Annotated in this window: 16 protein-coding genes; 1 reads left to right on the top strand and 15 read right to left on the bottom strand. The window is 38.0% G+C overall.

Going from position 1 to position 19,244, the window contains the following annotated elements; genetic code table 11:
- Positions 1-14: 14 nt before the first annotated feature.
- A complete protein-coding gene (locus DKL56_RS00080) occupies positions 15-1,214 on the top strand; it encodes a DUF2974 domain-containing protein (protein WP_109714947.1) in 1,200 nt (399 codons plus the stop codon).
- A 70-nt stretch (positions 1,215-1,284) separates the two neighbouring features.
- Here DKL56_RS00080 and DKL56_RS00075 read toward each other — a convergent pair whose 3' ends face one another.
- The 15 genes from DKL56_RS00075 to dnaA form a co-directional block, all read right to left on the bottom strand.
- Entirely contained in the window at positions 1,285-1,443 is a 159-nt protein-coding gene (locus DKL56_RS00075) for a YtxH domain-containing protein (protein WP_101138738.1), read from the bottom strand.
- A 157-nt stretch (positions 1,444-1,600) separates the two neighbouring features.
- Entirely contained in the window at positions 1,601-2,986 is a 1,386-nt protein-coding gene (gene dnaB, locus DKL56_RS00070; RefSeq protein WP_074426146.1) for a replicative DNA helicase, read from the bottom strand.
- Between the two features lie 39 nt (positions 2,987-3,025).
- Entirely contained in the window at positions 3,026-3,481 is a 456-nt protein-coding gene (gene rplI / locus DKL56_RS00065) for a 50S ribosomal protein L9 (protein WP_109714946.1), read from the bottom strand.
- Positions 3,482-3,495: 14 nt separating this feature from the next.
- Positions 3,496-5,517, bottom strand: coding sequence for a DHH family phosphoesterase (locus tag DKL56_RS00060; RefSeq protein ID WP_109714945.1), 2,022 nt, complete (start codon positions 5,515-5,517; stop codon positions 3,496-3,498).
- A 157-nt stretch (positions 5,518-5,674) separates the two neighbouring features.
- On the bottom strand, positions 5,675-6,307 hold the full coding sequence (locus tag DKL56_RS00055) for an ABC transporter ATP-binding protein (RefSeq protein ID WP_109714944.1): 633 nt from the start codon (positions 6,305-6,307) through the stop codon (positions 5,675-5,677).
- Positions 6,304-8,403 carry a hypothetical protein gene (locus DKL56_RS00050; RefSeq protein WP_109714943.1) on the bottom strand — a complete coding sequence of 700 codons (2,100 nt, stop codon included), beginning with the start codon at positions 8,401-8,403 and terminating at the stop codon, positions 6,304-6,306. The genes DKL56_RS00055 and DKL56_RS00050 overlap by 4 nt, the downstream gene beginning before the upstream one ends.
- A gap of 347 nt (positions 8,404-8,750) precedes the next feature.
- Entirely contained in the window at positions 8,751-8,990 is a 240-nt protein-coding gene (rpsR, locus tag DKL56_RS00045; RefSeq protein ID WP_046305698.1) for a 30S ribosomal protein S18, read from the bottom strand.
- A 22-nt stretch (positions 8,991-9,012) separates the two neighbouring features.
- Entirely contained in the window at positions 9,013-9,534 is a 522-nt protein-coding gene (gene ssb / locus DKL56_RS00040; RefSeq protein ID WP_109714942.1) for a single-stranded DNA-binding protein, read from the bottom strand.
- Between the two features lie 52 nt (positions 9,535-9,586).
- Positions 9,587-9,880 carry a 30S ribosomal protein S6 gene (gene rpsF, locus DKL56_RS00035; protein ID WP_074426152.1) on the bottom strand — a complete coding sequence of 98 codons (294 nt, stop codon included), beginning with the start codon at positions 9,878-9,880 and terminating at the stop codon, positions 9,587-9,589.
- A gap of 200 nt (positions 9,881-10,080) precedes the next feature.
- Positions 10,081-12,576: a DNA gyrase subunit A gene (gene gyrA / locus DKL56_RS00030; RefSeq protein WP_109714941.1), complete on the bottom strand. Its 2,496-nt coding sequence runs from the start codon at positions 12,574-12,576 to the stop codon at positions 10,081-10,083.
- A 9-nt stretch (positions 12,577-12,585) separates the two neighbouring features.
- Positions 12,586-14,550, bottom strand: a complete 1,965-nt coding sequence (gene gyrB, locus DKL56_RS00025) for a DNA topoisomerase (ATP-hydrolyzing) subunit B (protein WP_109714940.1) — start codon at positions 14,548-14,550, stop codon at positions 12,586-12,588.
- Positions 14,534-15,679 carry a DNA replication/repair protein RecF gene (gene recF / locus DKL56_RS00020; protein WP_109714939.1) on the bottom strand — a complete coding sequence of 382 codons (1,146 nt, stop codon included), beginning with the start codon at positions 15,677-15,679 and terminating at the stop codon, positions 14,534-14,536. The genes gyrB and recF overlap by 17 nt, the downstream gene beginning before the upstream one ends.
- A 5-nt stretch (positions 15,680-15,684) precedes the next feature.
- On the bottom strand, positions 15,685-15,906 hold the full coding sequence (gene yaaA / locus DKL56_RS00015; RefSeq protein ID WP_074426251.1) for a S4 domain-containing protein YaaA: 222 nt from the start codon (positions 15,904-15,906) through the stop codon (positions 15,685-15,687).
- A 217-nt stretch (positions 15,907-16,123) separates the two neighbouring features.
- The gene (dnaN, locus tag DKL56_RS00010) at positions 16,124-17,254 is read right to left on the bottom strand and encodes a DNA polymerase III subunit beta (protein ID WP_109714938.1); all 1,131 of its coding nucleotides are present in this window, start codon (positions 17,252-17,254) and stop codon (positions 16,124-16,126) included.
- Positions 17,255-17,429: 175 nt separating this feature from the next.
- Positions 17,430-18,797, bottom strand: coding sequence for a chromosomal replication initiator protein DnaA (dnaA, locus tag DKL56_RS00005; protein WP_109714937.1), 1,368 nt, complete (start codon positions 18,795-18,797; stop codon positions 17,430-17,432).
- Positions 18,798-19,244 lie beyond the last annotated feature (447 nt).

The following is a 19,244-nucleotide window of genomic DNA, read 5'->3' as shown; positions in this document are numbered from 1 at the left end:
AAAGGGGTATTTTCATGTCTGGATCTCTTGATTACTTACGCTGGCGTGGTGACCTCAGTTATAAAGAACGCCGCTTTAATAGTATCGATGCTGCACTGCTAGCGTCCATTGTTTACCTTCCCGCAGACGCTTCTGCTGTCGGGCATACATTATCTGATGTGGCAACAAAACTGCGTGCGCTGCCCTCTTTTCAACATCAGATGCACTCCGAAACTGCAGCTGAAATTATTCTCCTGCCTGATAGTCCACGAATTGGTGGAATGAAAATTCTGGATTGGACAGATAGATTAGAAAAAGCACCTTATCCGTTACAATTTAATGCTGCCACATTTCTCATTGATGATACTTCAGTTGCTATTGCCTTTCGTGGAACCGACGGTTCAATGATTGGCTGGAACGAAGATATGCGTATGAACTACTTATCCGAGATTTATGGCCAAGGAGTCGCAGCCAAATATCTTGAAGAAATTGCCGAAAAGTTTCCGGATAAACAAATTTATCTTATTGGGCACTCAAAGGGAGGCAATTTTGCCCAGTATGCATTAAGTGCCGTTGCTCCAGAAATTCAAGATCGTGTAATTGCAGCATTTAGCTTTGACGGTCCTGGCTTTTTCCGCAAGGTTTATACTACTCCAGGTTTTGTACGTGCAATGCCTAAGATGAAAACTTATATCCCCCAAGGATCGATTTTTGGGGCAATGCTAGATCATCCAGAGCGAACTCTCGTCGTAAAAAGTACTGCAGCAATGCGTAATCAACATGATCCAAGACGTTGGTCAGTCGGCCGCGATAGTTTTACTCTCGCTGATGGCTTAACAGCTAGCAGCCGCGTCATCCGCCATGCCTTAATTAACTTCAACAATTCAATTCCAGACGAAAAACGGAATGAAACCTTTTCCGATTTGTTTGAAGCATTTGAGAACTCAGATATTGAAGAATTACACCAATTAACCAATAACAAATTGGTTGGAACTTATCGTCTTAGCCGCGTCTTCATGACTTTGGAACCAGAAGAGCGTAAACTAATTACCCAAATTTTTACTAATATTTGGAATTCATTTAAAGATAGTGTTAATCTGCCGCTCTTAACTAGTAATTATGAACTTTATCCTAAAAGTAATGATTCAAGTAAAGCACCTGTATTCTACGAATTTTATGACTCAGATGAGCCTAATTTAGAATTACCAGATGAAATAAAAAAGAAACTGCGTTAGCAAATTGTTTCATGTGTAACAAAAAAAGATGACTGGAAGTGAATAACTTCCAGTCATCTTTTTTATTCAGTTATTTTTTCATATTTTCTTTAACGTCATCAACTTTGTCCTTGACGTTATCAGTTGCTTCTTGTGCCTTATCCTTAACGTCGCCTGCTGCTTGTTGCATCTTGCCCTTAAGTTCTTTAGCTTTACCAGCAACTTTATCTTTTAAACCTTTGTCAGCCATAATTATCGATCCTTTCACAAAAAACTACTGCTAATTAACTATTTACACCTTCATAGTACAAGCTTCGCTGTTTAAAGTCACACAATACGCTTTATTTTTTGCTAACAAAAAAGCCATGAGCTATTCATTAATAGTTCGTGGCTTATATTATTTAATACTACCCTGGTTGATCATGACTATAATCCAAGTTGGAAAAGCGATTATAAGGTTTGGAGAACATCAATTTAATCGTGCCACGACTACCTGACCGGTTTTTCTCAATGATTACTTCAACTTCACCATTGTCATCCTCAGCTCCGACTGCTTCATGATCTTCACTACTGCCTTCCTCATTTTCTTCGCGGTAATAATCATCCCGGTATAAAAATGAAACAATATCGGCATCCTGCTCAATAGAGCCAGATTCACGAATATCTGATAAAACCGGTCTTTTATCCTGACGCTGTTCAACAGAACGTGATAATTGCGATAGTGCAATTACAGGAACGTGCAATTCTTTAGCCAATTTTTTCAATTGACGTGAAATTGCAGAAACTTCTTGTTGACGCGATTCACTACGCGGTCCTTCAATTAGCTGTAAGTAGTCAATTACAATTAAGCCAAGATTTCCTTTTTCTTTGGCAAGACGGCGTGCTTGTGCCCTAATTTCACTCATCTTAATTCCGGGTGTATCGTCAATGTAGATGCTGGCATTAGCCAGTGAACCAGAAGCAACAATTAACTTGCGCCATTCTTCTTCATCAAGCTGCCCCGTTCTCAGGTGCTGCGAATTAATCAATCCTTCTGAAGCAAGCATTCTCTGTACCAGCTGTTCGCCGCTCATTTCTAGTGAAAAGACGGCGACCGTTTTATCAGTATGAAGGCCGACGTATTGGGCCACATTCATTGCAAAAGCAGTTTTACCAACACCTGGCCGAGCGGCAAGAATAATCAGCTCATCAGCGTGAAAACCAGTGGTCATTTTATCTAGCTCAATAAAGCCTGTGGGCAAGCCCGTGACCATCGACCCATCTTCAGGAATATTATTAATTTCCTCAATTGCAGCATTAACAATATCCTTGATTTCCCGAAAACCATTTGCGTTGTTTTCGGAGGAGACATTCATAATCTCGCTTTCGGCGTCATCCAAAATATCAGTGACATCGTCCGAATCCTGCATTGCGTTAGAAATGATTTTTTGACTGGCAGAAATCAGGTGCCGTAAGAGTGCCTTCCGGTGCACAATTTTGGCATAGTAGCTAACGTGTGCAGCTGTCGGGGTAGCAATTGCTAGTTCCGAAACATAAGCAATTCCACCAATATCATCTAGTTGATTTTTCTTTGTTAATTCATCCTGCAAGGTTAACGGATCAATTGCATCTCCGCGATCCGAAAGGTCCAACATTGCCTGAAAGATTAGTTGATTGGCCTTTTTGTAAAAATCACTCGACTGAACTTCAGAGCTTGCATCCGCAATTGCTTCAGGGTCAATAAAAATCGCACCTAAAACAGCTTTTTCTGCTTCATCATCATGCGGTATTTGTTGTGAGACAATATTATCCATTAATCATGACCACTTCTTTAAAATAGTTTAACCAGCGTCTTAATCTTGTTCTGTGATGTGTACGCGAATTTTGCCTTCTACGCCCTTAAAAAGTTTAACAGGTACATTTGTGTAGCCTAATGTTTTAATCGGCTCAGAAAGGACTAATTTACGCTTATCGACCTTAACACCAAATTGTTGTTCTAAGCCTTCAACAATTTTCTTACTGGAAATTGAACCGAATAAACGTGAATCGGCACCAGCTTTTGACTTAAAATTAACGACTGTTTCGTCTTTATCAAGAACAGCCTTAACCTTTTCAGCTTCAGCCTTTTCACTTTCGTAAGCAGCTTTTTCATTGGCTTCAACGCGTTCTAAAGTATGCATATTCGCTTTATTAGCTGCCTTAGCTAAGCCGCGCTTTAATAAAAAGTTTTGAGCATAGCCATCTGGAACTTCTTTAACTTCTCCGCGTTTTCCACGGCCTTTGACGTCTTTAGTAAAAATAACTTTCATTTTTCTGCTCTCCTTTATTCATTTTCTTTCTCATAAGTATCAACTGCATCACGTAGCTTTTCAAGTGCTTCTTGTACAGTGACATTTTTAATTTGTGTTGCTGCATTAGACAAATGTCCGCCGCCGCCTAATTTTTCCATGATTACTTGTACATTAATGTCGCCCATTGAACGTGCAGAAATACCTATCATGTCTTTGGCACGGCGAGTTATCGCAAAACTAGCTTCAACATTTTCTAGGTCTAATGCAGTATCTGCTGCCTGCGCCGTGATAATAGGATCAACAATTTTGTTATCATCCCCGCACAAAACAGCCATTTCTGGTCCAATCATTTTTAGACTGCTGACCAATCGTGTCCGCTGCAAGAAACTATCAATGTCTTCTTTCAATAGTTCACTTACTCCAACCGAACTAGCTCCAATTGAGCGTAAATAACTAGCAGCATCGAAAGTTCTTGTACCTGTACGTAACGAAAATTCACGTGAATCAACCGTAATTCCCGCAAGCATTGCAGTTGCTTCAATATCAGTCAATACTCGCTGACCGGAATTAGGCTGTTGGTATTCTACCATTTCGGTAACCAGCTCACAGGCTGATGAAGCATACGGCTCAACATAAGTTAACATTGGATTTTCAGGGAATTCTTCGCCGCGCCGGTGGTGATCAATAACAATAATCCGGTTCCTTAAGCGATCATATAGCTCTTTTGAATATGTAATTGAGTATTTTGAGTGATCAACCATAACTAGCATAGATTTGTCGGTCAGGCTTTCTAAAGCTGTTTCTGGTGAAATAAACATTTCTTGATCATCTTGGGTTTGTTGCATTTTGGCAACTAGCCGACCCACATCATAATTAGTTTTATTAACATCTAGAACAAAATTAGCTTTGACATCATGTAGACGCGCGATTTTAACAACGCCGATGCCACTACCAACAGAGTCCATATCTGGGTTAGCATGTCCAACAACGAAAACCCGATCAGCCTCCTTGAAAAGCTCACTAATTGCCTGGGAAACCATCCGTGCTCTGACCCTAGTCCGCTTCTCCATTGGATTTGACTTGCCACCATAGAATTTAGCGGCACTACCTGGCTGACTCAAAACTACCTGGTCACCACCACGGCCAAGGGCTAAGTCAAGGTTGGACTGTGCCTGATCAGCTAGCTCAGTTATTAGGCTACTACCATAAGCAATCCCGATTGATAAGGTCAACGGGGTATTGTTACGACTAGTCTCTAAACGAAGTTTATCAAGAACTGAGAACCTGTCTTGTTCCATTTGCGTCAAATCCTGCGTATGTAGTAAAAGCAAGAAATGGTCTTCATCAATTCGCTTGAGGTAGGCATGATATTTTTTAGCATAATCACTTAGTGTATTTTGCACATAAGAGCTTGTGGTTGTCAGCTCTTGATCATGCATCGTTTCACTTAATTCATCGTAGTTATCAATAAAAATCTGTCCAACTGCCAGCAATTCGTTATTATATTTTTGCTCAATTTTGGCGTAGCGTGTTATGTCTAATAAATAAATAACCCCAAGATTGTCCTGAACAACCATTTCAAATTGGTGATTATCCCAATTAACAACTTGGTTTTCCGCTGTTTTAGCTTTTAGTGAATCATCAATTAATTTATCTAAATCTGGATCAACCGACTTAATCGTATGACCAACTAAGTCATCATCTTTTAAATAAAGCTGTAAATAGGGGTTTACCCACTGAATCTGCCTGTCTTTGTCATAAAGTAAAATCCCAAGCGGCATTTTAATCATTGCCTCTTGTTCACTGCGCTTAATCCGATAGGACAAACTGACAGCAAAGTTATTGGCATTACCAGCGAGGATATAAGCGCCATAAACGATGCAGACAACAGTTAGGATAAAAATCACTACCATCGCCAGTCCAAATAACGGATTCATAATCATTGCCACGATACTGCCTAAAAAAGACAAGGCGAGGATAATCACAACCGCAGCTGTTAAGCGCGAATCTTTAATAAAAGCAGGAAATTCAAGCTTACGTAAAAAATCTTTCATGTAAGATCCTTCCTAAATTAATGTATAGTACATCAGTATTATTATACCTTGGTTTTACTTGATAAGAAACCTTTGCCTCATTCTTCTAGATGATTGCATATAGCAAATACGGAAAGTTAAACTTTCCGTATTTGTTGTTTGACCTTACTATGTCCAATTACTTAAGCTCTAGTACCCGATGGCACTTTTCGGCAACATGACTATCGTGAGTAACAACGATAACTGTTTTACCAGCATCATTAAGTTCGAGGAGGAGCTTGATAATTTCATCACGATTTTTACTATCCAAAGAGCCAGTCGGCTCGTCTGCTAATACCAGTTCACTTGGTTTAATGATTGCTCTTGCAACAGCTACTCTTTGTTGCTGACCACCTGATAGTTCATAAATTTTACTGTTCAAGTATTCTGATAGTCCTACTTTTTGGAGTGCAGCGGTAATGATTTCCGTTTTTTCTTTTTTACTTTGCTTGACGTACTTTAATGCTAAGAGCAAATTTTGTAAGACCGTATCTTCTTCAATTAAGGCAAAATTTTGGAAAAGGTAACTAATTTTTTCCCTGATAATCTTTTGGGCTAGTCTACTATTAGGCTTAATGTTGGTATACTGCTCAAATTGATAATCACCATCATCAACTTTATCAATTAGTCCTAAAATATTGAGCAATGTGCTTTTGCCAGAACCACTTGGACCTATAATTGCGACCATCTCATTCTGGTCAATCTGCAAATTAAAGTTAGCAAACACCGTTTTGTTTTCAAATTTTTTAGTGATATTTTTCAATTCGATCATGATAACCCTCCTTTAAGTAAGAACGACAAGTCACGCGCTTCCACATGCTGGACCACTAAGCTAAATACTAATATGTCCGCTAGCATCATTAAAACTGCTAAAAGTATTGGAATTAGTGATACTTTAAAACAAATTAATGTAATTACTTCACCTAGTCCTAGACCAAGCAGTATCAATGTTTCTGCTCGATAACGGTCAAATTTGCGATAGCCCAACAGGCGCAGAACTGATAGCTTCTTTTGCTGATTAGAAATTACATAAAGAAGTAAAAAGATAGTCGCAAATAAGTTAATACCAAAAATAATAAGTAAAACAACGATAACTACTTGCAAGCCCTTGTAAGCAGAATCCGAACTAGTTGCCAAAATCTGATTTAGAGACACAAACTTCATCTGCAATCGTTTGACCTGCGGTTCTTTGCTTGTCTTTTTTAATAACTCACTAGTTTGAGGGGTGTCTTCAATCTTAATTGGACTTGTCTTATCTGTATTACTTAGGGCTATTGATTGCCAGAAAGTCAAATTATGGTCCTCAACAACCTCAATAATTGGATTGGTAAAACTCTTTTTTAGTCGAACATTATAAGTGATTGGCTGTACATCTTCATGGTAATACTTAATCTTTATCTTAAGTTGTTGAGGGTTTATTTTGCCCTGTTGAGCACTGCTTAGATTGTTATAGCTGTAATTTTGAAGAAAATATTTTATTTCTTGCGGATGTTTTTGATACTTAGAAGGAACAAGAAAAGCATGCTGAGTTGTATCTAAATATCTTTTTAATTCTGGCAATTTTGCTCTAATAAAGTTGCGGTTGACTGACATCAAATCGTATTTTTGTTCCGGTTTCTTATTTGCTTCATTTTTTGGTAAAACATTTTTGGTTGAGTAAGAACCACTTTCTACATAATAAACGCCCTTGTTCTGAGCCATTTTACTAAACCAAGCAGCCATCGTTTTAGTTGTCTCTTTTTCATCAGTAATAAATACCGGGCCAACACTATTAACAGTTTTTAGTTTGCCTTCTTTAGCCCATTCCTGTTGTAACTGGTAGCTTGCCACAGCTTCGCTAATCTCCGTTGACATATTAATCAACAAGAATGTTGAAACAACGCTCATCAAGATTTTTATTATCAAGGCAAGACTGATACCGTAACCAAAATGAAACTTTCCTTTTAATAAATCCCCGATAGATATACGTTTAATTATTAAATAAGTAACAGAATTAGCTAATAAATACAGGAATAAAATTAGTGCTTGCACTAGAATACATGTCAAAATAAAGCCATTTGGTCGGTATGAAAAAATCAGAAGAGTTGTAAGATTAATAATGATTGATGTTACAACAATCATTATTATCCCCTGCTTGATCATTGCTAGAAAAATGTCCTTGTTTTTCCAGCCATTCAATTTTTTAATCCCAATTGAACTTGATTGTGAAATCGGGTAATAAACGTTAACTAGAATAAAGACTAGACTTGCTAGAACAAAAATGAAACTTAAAACCCAGATTTCCCTTGTAAAATATACTTGTTTTCGTCCTATTGTTTGTTTTAGGAGTTGATCACGTGAAACTCCGTAAAATTGAGAGAATTGCTTAAGAAGTTCTTTTCGATTAGATTTTCCCGGAATAATCGTGTAGACTCCATCGACTGTTTTTTTGTTCTTAAAGTATCGTGTCATACTTTGTAAGACAATCTTGTTACCCTTAACAAAAACAGGAATTTTCCCTTTTTGCTTAGCACTGTTAGTTTTGAAACTTGCATAGAAGTCTTGATCATTTTGTAAATCAACTTTATCTAATCGAAAAGACGCAACTGGAAAGGAAGTAGGACTAGCAATCACTGATTTTTCAACTACATTATTTTGTTCCCTGGTAGTCAAAATAACAGATATATCGTACTTCCGAGAAAGTTCTTTAAAAAAGCTAATCTGACTGTCAGGATTAACTGAACTATCTTGCAAGTATATTTGAAAAGAATCACTTGTTTCTCCCATTTTAGCTATCTGGTCATAATCACGTGATTGATAGAAATTAATAACCATCATGTAGGTTAAAATGTTAACAATAGCTAGACAGGCAAGAACTATTTTTTTCATAAGAATCTCCATAAAAAATAAGCATAGCTGACAGGTAATCAACTACGCTTACAATTACTTAGATAGAACGTTAATATACATCCTAGTAATAAGATTAACCCTGTGGCTGATACCTTGAGGTACTATGTACGTGCTGCATTACCACATAATGATAGCTTATACTACAGTACTTAAGGTTCATTTTATCGTATGCTTTCTTTTTTACTAATATATTTTTTATTATTAATTAATTTTTAAAATATAAAAAGTCTCAAAAACACTAAGCTTCTGAGACTTTTCAATTTTTTAAGCATTAAAAACCCTCTAGCCAAAACTTAATCTGGTTAAAGGGTTCAAAACTATTTATTTTAGTCTTCAGTAACGAATGGCAACAAGCCCATAATGCGAGCTCTTTCGATTGCCTTAGCTACCTTACGTTGGTTCTTAGCGCTGGTGCCAGTGACACGACGTGGTAAGATTTTACCTCTTTCAGAGATAAAACGTTTCAACAGATCAACGTCCTTGTAGTCAACGTAATCAATATGGTTGGCTGCGATAAAGTCAACCTTACGACGACGGTGGCCGCCACCTCTTCTTTGTTGAGCCATATCCTCGATCCTTTCTTAGAAATTAGAATGGAAGATCATCATCAGAGATATCAATTGTATCACCCGAACCAGCAAACGGATCCTGCATAGAATCTGGCTGATTACCTACTGGGCTATTCTGATTAGATGTTCCCATATTTTGCGGATTATTGGTATTTGAATTACCAAAGTTTCCGTTGTCAGTTGGTGTAAATCCACCATTTTGACTACGGGCTTCACGTTCTTTGCGTGATTCAAGCAATGCGAAGTTGTCTACGACGACTTCAGTTACATACACTCTTTGCCCATCATTATTATCGTAACTTCTGGTTTGAATTCGGCCGTCAATACCAACAAGCGAACCTTTAGATGTAAAATTGCAGAAGTTTTCTGCTGATTTTCTCCAAATGACACAGCTGATAAAATCCGCACCTCTCTCGCCTTGAGCATTGGTATATTGACGATCAACAGCAAGAGTAAACGTAGCAACCGAGATTCCACTCCCAGTAGTACGTAATTCAGGATCACGTGTTAAACGGCCAACAAGTACAACTCGATTAATCATACTTCAGGTCCTTCCTTTCCTAAATCACGAAAACGATAAAGTTTTTGTTTTATTATCCAACTTTAACAGTCATTGAACGTAAAACAGCAGTGTCAATTTTAGACAAACGGTCAAATTCATTAACTGCATCAGCGTTTTCTGCAGTGAAAATCATAATGTGATAAATTCCCTCACGATATTTATTGATTTCATATGCGAAATGACGCTTTTCCCAGTCTTTTGACTCAACCATCGTACCACCGTTATCGGCAATAACCTTATCATAGTTTTCAACTAAAGCTTTCTTTGATTCTTCATCAATATCAGGCTTGATAATGTAAGTTATTTCATACTTAGTAGTTGTCATTACTAGTGCACCTCCTTTTGGACTAAATGGTTCTTGCTAAAAATCAAGAACAAGGAGTAATTCTTTTTTATTACTCGCAATCTCTAATTCTAGCACAGAAACAAAAAATTACCAAACTATCTTCACGTGATCCTCCGAGAATTTTGTATTCTCATAATAGTAAATACGTAAGACAATCTGATAATTTTTATTTGTTTTTATTAATTATTTTCTTCAGTTGGTGTCTCAGTTTCTTCTGCATCGCCAACTTCTTGATCTGCTTCGGCTGGAACAACAGCAAGACTAGCTACTTTACTGTTGTCGCCAACTTTAATCAAGCGAACACCAATTGTGCTACGGCCAGTTTGAGAAACATTATCAACCTTGAAACGAATCATAATTCCATCGTCCGTAATGACCATAATGTCCTGTGTTCCATCGATTACAGTTACACCAGAAAGTGGTCCATTCTTTTCTGTAACATTAGCGGTCTTAATTCCTTTACCGCCACGTCCTTTAGTTGGATATTCACTAGCTGAGGTGCGTTTACCATAACCTTTTTCAGAAATAACAAGAACTTCATCGCTATCCTTAACAACACCAGAACCAACAACATAATCATTTTCACGTAAGTTAATTCCGCGTACACCAGCAGCAGTTCGGCCCATTGAACGAACCGCTGACTCGTTGAAGCGAACAGCATAGCCTAGATGGGTTCCAATCAAGACATCTTGTTTGCCATCAGTTGTCAAAACATTGCTCAATTCATCCCCATCACGCAAAGTTAACGCAATTAAACCGCTATTCCTAATATTAGCAAATTCACTAACACTAGTGCGCTTTACTGTTCCCATCTTGGTAATGAAGAAGAGATATTGATCATTAGCATCTTCTGCAACATTGATAATGGTCTGGATCTTCTCACCTTTTTCAAGCTGAAGTAAGTTAACTACTGGCAACCCCTTCGCTGTTCGACCAAATTCTGGAATTTCGTAGGCTTTCTTCGAGTAGACTTTTCCCTTGTTAGTAAAGAATAGGAGCATATCGTGGGTACTTGAGTAAATCAACTTTTCAATAAAGTCGCCGTCCTTAATACCCATTCCTTTGATGCCTTTACCACCACGGTTTTGTGTCTTAAATTCGTTAATTAACATCCGTTTGATGTAGCCGCTGTGTGTCAAAGTTAATAAAACGTCTTGTTTTTCAATTAGATCTTCATCTTCAATTGAAATGACTTCACCTTCACCAATCTTGGTCCGACGCTCATCACCAAACCGCTTTTCAATATCAAGCAGTTCTTCATAGATGATTTCGTTAATTCGCTCTGGCTTAGCTAAGATATCCTTGTAATCGTCAATCTTAACCTTTAATTCGTTGTATTCAGCTTCAACTTTGTCACGTTCTAATCCAGTCAAACGAACCAGACGCATGTCCAAAATAGCTTGTGACTGCTTGTCGTCTAAGCCGAAACGACTAATTAAGGCAGCCTTAGCAATATCACTTGATTCACTTTGACGAATAATATGAACAATTTCATCAATATGGTCAAGAGCAATCTTCAAACCTTCTAGAATGTGTGCTCTTGCCTCAGCCTTAGCTAAGTCAAACTTAGTTCTGCGTGTAACGACGTCTTCTTGATGCTTCAAGTAGTATTGCAGCATCTCTTTAAGACTAAGGAAATGTGGCGCACCATCAACGATTGCAACCATGTTCATTCCAAAGTTAGCCTGCATTTGAGTTAGCTTAAATAAATTGTTCAAGATAACACTTGCACTAGCATCACGACGAACGTCGATTGTGATTCTCATCCCAGACTGGTCGGATTCATCACGAACACCGGTAATCCCATCTATTGTCTTAGAACGAGCTAGATCAGCAATTTTCTTAACCAATTCAGCCTTATTTACCAAGTAAGGAATTTCGGTTACAACAATTCGTTCACGACCACTTTTTTCAGTTTCAATTGTTGTATTTGCTCTAACAACAATGTTGCCTCGTCCTGATTCATAGGCCCGGTAAATTCCACCACGGCCCATAATGGTACCACCAGTTGGGAAATCTGGACCTGGAATTGCCTTCATCAGTTCTTTAGTTGAAACATCTGGATTATCCATCAGCATATGAATGCCTTGAATAACTTCTGCAAGATTATGTGGTGGAATGTTGGTTGTCATTCCGACAGCAATTCCACTGGTTCCGTTAACTAAAAGATTAGGAATTCTGGCTGGTAAAACAACCGGCTCGTTTTCTTCATCATCATAGTTACGTTGCCAATCAATCGTATTTTTGTTGATATCGCGCAACATTTCAACGGCAATTTTACTCATCCGCGCCTCGGTATAACGCATTGCGGCTGGTTCATCACCGTCGACAGAACCAAAGTTACCGTGGCCATCAACCAACATGTACCGATAACTGAAGTCCTGAGCCATATGTGCCATAGCCAAGTAAATTGAGGAATCTCCGTGTGGGTGGAACTTACCCATAACTTCTCCAACAATTCTGGCAGATTTCTTAAATGGTTTATCTGGTGTAACGCCCAGTTCGCTCATTCCATAAAGAATACGACGTTGAACCGGCTTCAAGCCATCGCGCACATCAGGCAAGGCCCGAGCCACAATAACTGACATCGCATAGTCCAAAAACGAACTGTTCATCACATTGGTCAAATCGACATTTCTAATTCTGTGATCTTGACTTTGATTGTCGTTATCCATTTAAACCTCCTAAGCATCCAAATTCTCAACATATTTAGCATTATTTTCAATAAAGCTTCGTCTTGGTGCAACTTCATTACCCATCAAAAGTTCAAAAACTTCATCAACGTTTTTGGCATATTCTGGGCTAACACGATCAAGACGTCTATTTTCAGGATTCATTGTTGTATCCCACAACTGGTCAGCATCCATTTCACCCAATCCCTTGTACCGTTGAACGATTGGTTTTGGACTAGGTTGCAAACTACCTAAGTAGTCGTGCAACTCTTCATCGGTATCAAGATACTTAATCACCTTCCCCTGACGAACTTGATATAGAGGCGGACGTGCAATATAAACATAGCCCTTATCAATCATTGGACGCATGTAGTTGTAAACCAGCGTTAATAACAGGGTTCTAATGTGTGCACCATCGACATCGGCATCCGTCATGATGATTAATTTGTGATAACGAGACTTTGAAACGTCAAAATCTGCACCAAAACCTGTTCCCAAAGCGGTAAACAGTGAACGAATTTCTTCGTTAGCCAAAATTCGGTCCATTGAAGCTTTTTCAACGTTTAATATTTTTCCTCGAATTGGCAAAATAGCTTGTGTTAAACGAGAACGACCTTGCTTTGCAGAACCACCGGCTGAGTTACCCTCAACGATAAATAATTCTGAAATACTTGGATCGTTACTTGTATTATCTGCTAACTTACCAGGTAAATTGGCAATTTCCAGCCCAGATTTCTTTCTCGTAACTTCACGTGCTCTTTTGGCAGCAGTTCTGGCTCTTTCAGCCAATTGCGCTTTTTCAACAATCTTGCGTCCTACCTGCGGATTTTCCATCAAAAACGAGGTGAATGTTTCTGAAAAAGCACGGTCTACAGCTGTTCTAGCATCGGAGTTACCAAGCTTAGTCTTGGTTTGCCCCTCAAATTGCGGATTCGGGTGCTTAACTGAAACAATCGCTGTCATCCCTTCACGAATGTCCTCACCTGACAAGTTATCATCATTATCTTTTAACAACTTAGTCTTGTGCGCATAGTCATTAACTACACGGGTTAAAGCGGTCTTAAAGCCCGCTTCATGCATCCCACCTTCATAAGTGTGAATGTTGTTAGCAAAGGTCATTAAAGTTGTTTTATAGCCTTGCGTATATTGCAACGAAACTTCGACATTAATGTCATTAAAGTCCCCTTCAACATATATCGGTTTATCAAACAAAACCTCTGTGTCGCGATTCAAAAATGAAACATATTCTTGAATACCACCTTCATAGTGATAAACGTCTGTTTCTGCACTGTCCTTACGCTTATCCGTAAAGGTTAATTTTAGACCCTTGTTTAAAAAGGCAAGTTCGCGAATTCTGTTCTTTAAGATTTGATCATCAAAAGACGTGGTTTCAGTGAAAATATCAGGATCTGGATAAAAATGAACAATTGTACCATGCTCTGAAAGTGGAACCGAACCTGTCATTTTCATTTCATGGTCTACGCGTCCATGGTTAAAGTCGATATAGTACTTTTTGCCATCACGCATTGTTGTAACATCAAGCTTTGTAGATAAAGCGTTAACTACTGAAGCCCCAACACCATGCAAACCACCAGAAACCTTATATCCGCCACCGCCGAATTTACCACCGGCATGAAGAACTGTAAAAACAGTTTCAAGCGCAGGACGACCAGTCTTCTTTTCAATATCGACTGGAATACCACGTCCATCATCTTGAACGGTAACACTACCATCTTCGTTGATGGTAACTTCGATTTTTGTCGCAAAACCTGCTAAACTTTCATCGATTCCGTTATCAATTATTTCCCAAACTAAGTGATGAAGGCCTTGAGAGCTAGTCGAGCCAATATACATACCGGGCCGTTTACGAACAGCTTCAAGTCCACCTAATACTTGAATCTGACTGGCATCATACTTATCGGCTTCTTTTTCATATTTTTCTATTTGATTGAGGTCTTCGTTATTTTTGTCTGCCATTCATTTTCCCCTCTTCTAAATAAATCTCTCCAGATTTAATTCGGTATACCTTTGGCTTCTTAATTATTTCCCAGGAAATACCCTCAAGATCTGTTGTTGTAATAAAAGTTTGTGTCTTGCCGTGGATATAGTTAAGTAAGGCACTTTGGCGACTATGATCTAGTTCACTCATTACATCGTCAAGTAAAAGTAATGGATATTCACTAGTCAGATGGTGAACTAGCTGGATTTCAGCGAGTTTAACACTCAAAGCAATCGTACGCTGCTGTCCTTGCGACCCATATAAATGTGCATCCTTACCATCCAATTCAAATTCGATGTCATCCCGATGTGGGCCACTTAAAGTTGTCTTCTTAAGCAGCTCCATTTGCTTGTTTTTCTGAAAACTAGCAAGCAATTTTTGATAAACAATTTCTACGTCATCGTCCTCTGTTATATCCCTAACTGAAGGTCGATAATTAATCTTAAGTTTTTCATTGCTAGAACTAATGCTCGTGTATGCGTTTTGCGCGTAATGATCTAAGAATTTCAAAAATTTGAATCTGCGCACAATCACTTCAGCTGCAACGCCTGCAAGTTGATCTGATAAAACATCTAAAAACAAGATGTCATGCGCAGCTCCACTTGCCAACTGTTTCAGGTAATTGTTTTTTTGCTGCAAGACTTGCTTATATTTACCAGCAAAATACAAATATTCCGCATTAATCTGACCGAATTCTTGATCCATAAACCGGCGCCTTAATGAAGGCGCACCTTTGATTAAATCAAGATCTTCTGGTGAAAACAAAATGGCGTTTAGTTGTCCGACATATTTGGATAACTTAGCCTGTTCCACTCGATTAATCCAGACCTTCTTACCTTTTTTGCTTAGTAAAACACGCAACGAGACATCAATTTGGCTCTTGTATACATGACCAGAAATATTTGCAAAATCTTTGCCAAAAGCAATCAGCTCTTTATCACTACTCGTCCTATGCGATCGTGTTAATGCTAAAAAATAGATTGCTTCAAGTAGATTAGTTTTTCCTTGTGCATTTTGCCCAATAAAAATATTGACATTAGGATCAAAATCAACATCGAGCTGTTCTAAATTGCGATAATTTTGCGCAATAAAATGCTTGAGATACATTAAAATTACCGAAACTGATATGTTTCGTGGTCAACCTCAATCTGATCGCCGGGTCTAATTTTTTTACCACGCCGATTTTCTTTTGCTCCGTTAAATAGCACAGGATTATCTTGCAGATACCATTTGGCCTGACCACCAGAGGAAATAATACTCTCCTCCTTCAAAAATTGACTAAGAGTGACATACTCACCCTTTACCTTAAATTCCTTGATAATATCCACCTTCATCACTTTAATTACTATAGTTAGTATAGGCTTTTGGGACCCAAAATACAACTTCAAACGCAATATAACGCCCTAGAAACGTTTTTTTCTCAAATAAAGACATCACGGCAGTTGACACCAAAAATAAAAGAACAGCCTTTTTGGCTTGTTTTTGAAAAAATGGGCAAAGAAAAAGCCATCGACCGATGACTTTTTCTTTTTATTTAGTCTAAATAATTTCTTAGAAAGTTCTAACTGGTGTAATTAATTGAACAAAATCAATTTCGTCCTTATCTGGGTTAACAGTAAACGGACGTAATGGTTGGGTGAAGTCCATTACTACTGCATCAGTAACAGATGCACGCAAAGCGTCACGTAAATAGTCTGGGTTGAAGGAGATCTTTAAGTTCTTACCTTCAAGCTTTTTGAAGCTAACATCTTCTTCAACGTTACCAATTTCAGCGGACTCACCTGACAATTTAGCAGTTTGGTTTTCAGTGTCTAGGGTCAAATCAACCACGTTATTACGGCCAGCATGTGTCAACAAACTTGCTCGATCAAGCGCACTGGATAATTCAGCCAAATCAAATTCAACTGTTGTTGTACTCTCGGTTGGAATTAAGCGCTCAGTGTCAGGGTAGCTACCCTCAAGTAAGCGTGAATAGAATAAAATGTTGCCAATTTCAAACAGTACTTGATTTTCACCAGGACAAACTTTAATTTCTGGATCTGTTTCGCCAATAATACGAGCTAGTTCTAGCAAACTTTTTCCTGGGATAATCAAATCTGTCTTAACTTGCGGACCATTTTCCAAAGTTAAGGCACGACTCGAAAGACGGTGCGAATCTGTTGCAACAGCATAAATTTTATCAGAACTAAAGTTGAAATGAACTCCAGTTAAGACGAGACGACTTTCTTGAGTAGCAACCGCAAACTGAGTTTCATTAATAATTTCACGGAATGTTTTTCCAGAAATGACAAAAGAGGACTCGTCAGCAATTTCCGGTAATCTTGGATAGTTATTTGCATCAAGACCGTTAATTATGAATTCACTATTTTCAGAAATAATTTGAGTTTGGAAACTGTCTTTTACTTCTAAAGAAAATTCCTTACCAGGTAAGCGTCTAATAATTTCGCTGAAGAAACGGGCAGGTAAAACCACTGATCCAGTAGATTCGACTGTTAAGTCTTCACTGACAGGAATATGAATTTCAATTGAAATTTCAGTATCACTACCAGTTAGGATTAATTCATCTTCAGTTAGGTTGAGTTTAATTCCGCTTAATATTGGAATTGTTGCACGTGAAGAAATAGCATGCATTACATTGTTTAGATTGTCGACAAAGAGATTGCGATTTACGGCAAATTTCATTTGTTACCTCCTGAGTTTGTGTCTGTTTTATTTATATTAATTATATATTTAATTAAGTAGTATTAGTAGGTCCTGTGTTTTCTGTTGAAAAACATTAACAGCCCTAAAATAACGTAATCGTGACGGTTAAGAAAATGTGTACAAAAGCAAAAGTTTTCCACATTTCACTATTGAATTAGTGGTCAAGCATTTGCTTCAAATCGAACACTGCAGTCTTAATATCAGAATCAGTTTTAATTTCGCGACTGATCTTTTCGCAGGCATGCATCACAGTCGTATGATCTTTGCCACCAAATTCTTGACCTATTTTAGGTAAACTTGAATCGGTTAGCTCCCGCGAAAGGTACATTGCAATTTGGCGCGGTACCACTATTTGGCGGACCCGCTTTTTTCCTTTCAACTCATAAGTTGAGGTTTGGAAATAATTGGCAACAACTTCCTGAATTTTAGAAATTTGCAATCCCTGATTCTTTTGGACTAACTTCAAATCGGCTAAAGCTTCTCGTGCTAAGTTTACATTGATGTCTTCATGTTCAATCGTTGCGTGTGCCTGGACTTTAACTAGAGCTCCTTCGAGTTCTCTAATGTTGGTGTCAACCTGAGAGGCAATATAGTCAAGTGTACTGTCATCGATTGTCAGATTTTCGGCTTCAGCTTTTTTGCGTAAAATTGCAATTCGCGTCTCCAGATCAGGTGGCGTAATTTCAACTTGTAAGCCCCAAGTAAACCGTGAAACCAGCCTTTCTGATAAATCAGGAATTTCGGTTGGTAACCGGTCACTAGTCATGACAATTTGCTTTTGATCATTATATAAGGTTTCAAATGTATGGAAGAATTCTTCTTGAATACCTTCTTTTTTAGCAAAAAACTGAATATCATCAACTAGCAATAAGTCGCAGGTTCGATATTTCTCACGAAATTGATCTTGCGTCTTATTTTTGATCGAATTAATGAAATCGTTGACGAAGGTTTCACTTTGAATATAAACGACTTTCGCATTTGGTCGCTCAGCTAACATTTGATGACCAATCGCTTGCATCAAGTGCGTTTTACCAAGACCAACGCCACCAAAGATAAATAGAGGATTGTAAAAACTACCTGGACTATCGGCAACTGCTAAGGCAGCACCGGCAGCCAACTTGTTTCCTTCACCTTGAACAAAATTATCAAAAGTATATTTGTCGTTTAGCTTAAGGTTACGGACAAATGTATTATCGCTTGAGGGTTGAATTCTATCTTGCGTAATTTGTGCTTGAGGCTTAGGGGTTACTATCCGTTCGCTACTAGTGTCGCCTTCAATTTGAAAAACGGGAATTACCTCAATATTAGCGTACCCGTACGCAGATTGAATTAACTCTGATGCTAGATTTTTTTCCCAATACCCCTTGGTTACCGGATTTTGGACGGCAATTTTTAATTCATGAGTATTTTTGTCATAAGAAATAGGCTTAGTATTTTTAAACCAAGCATTGTATGCAACCTCGTTAAAGCGTGCACGCATTTCTTCATTAAAATGTTGCCAAAATTGATTGATATCAAACAAAATAAGTCCTCCCGATAACGTTAAGCAAAACTTATTTTACCATTTAATAAAAATGTTTTCCACAAGTGAATAATAATAATCCAAAAGTCACAAGTTGTGGATTATTTTTTGCTTGAAATACACAAAATTTAGGAAAGTGATGTAAAAACTTTAGTAATATACAACCAAGCATGTGGATATTTTTTATTGCAGTAGCAGATGATTAACCGATAATGATATCGAAATATCCACATGCTGTGAATAAGTTTTTAGACAAGTTGGGGACTGTGCATAAATCTGTGCAAAGTTCTGTGCTTGTCTTTCTGTGGATAAAAAACTCAACAAAATTTTAAACAGGTAAAGTTCGTGTTATGAGAAAACTTTACCTCTGAGCAGTGAAACATTTTCGCTTTTGTCATGACATATTATTTGCAGCAAAAAGTGTGTATAAAAAGAGCATCCCAAATG

The organism is Lactobacillus apis, assembly GCF_003150935.1.
GTDB lineage: Bacteria > Bacillota > Bacilli > Lactobacillales > Lactobacillaceae > Lactobacillus > Lactobacillus apis.
The sequence above is the reverse complement of the archived record's forward strand: the minus strand, read 5'-3'. Positions and strand labels throughout refer to the sequence as shown.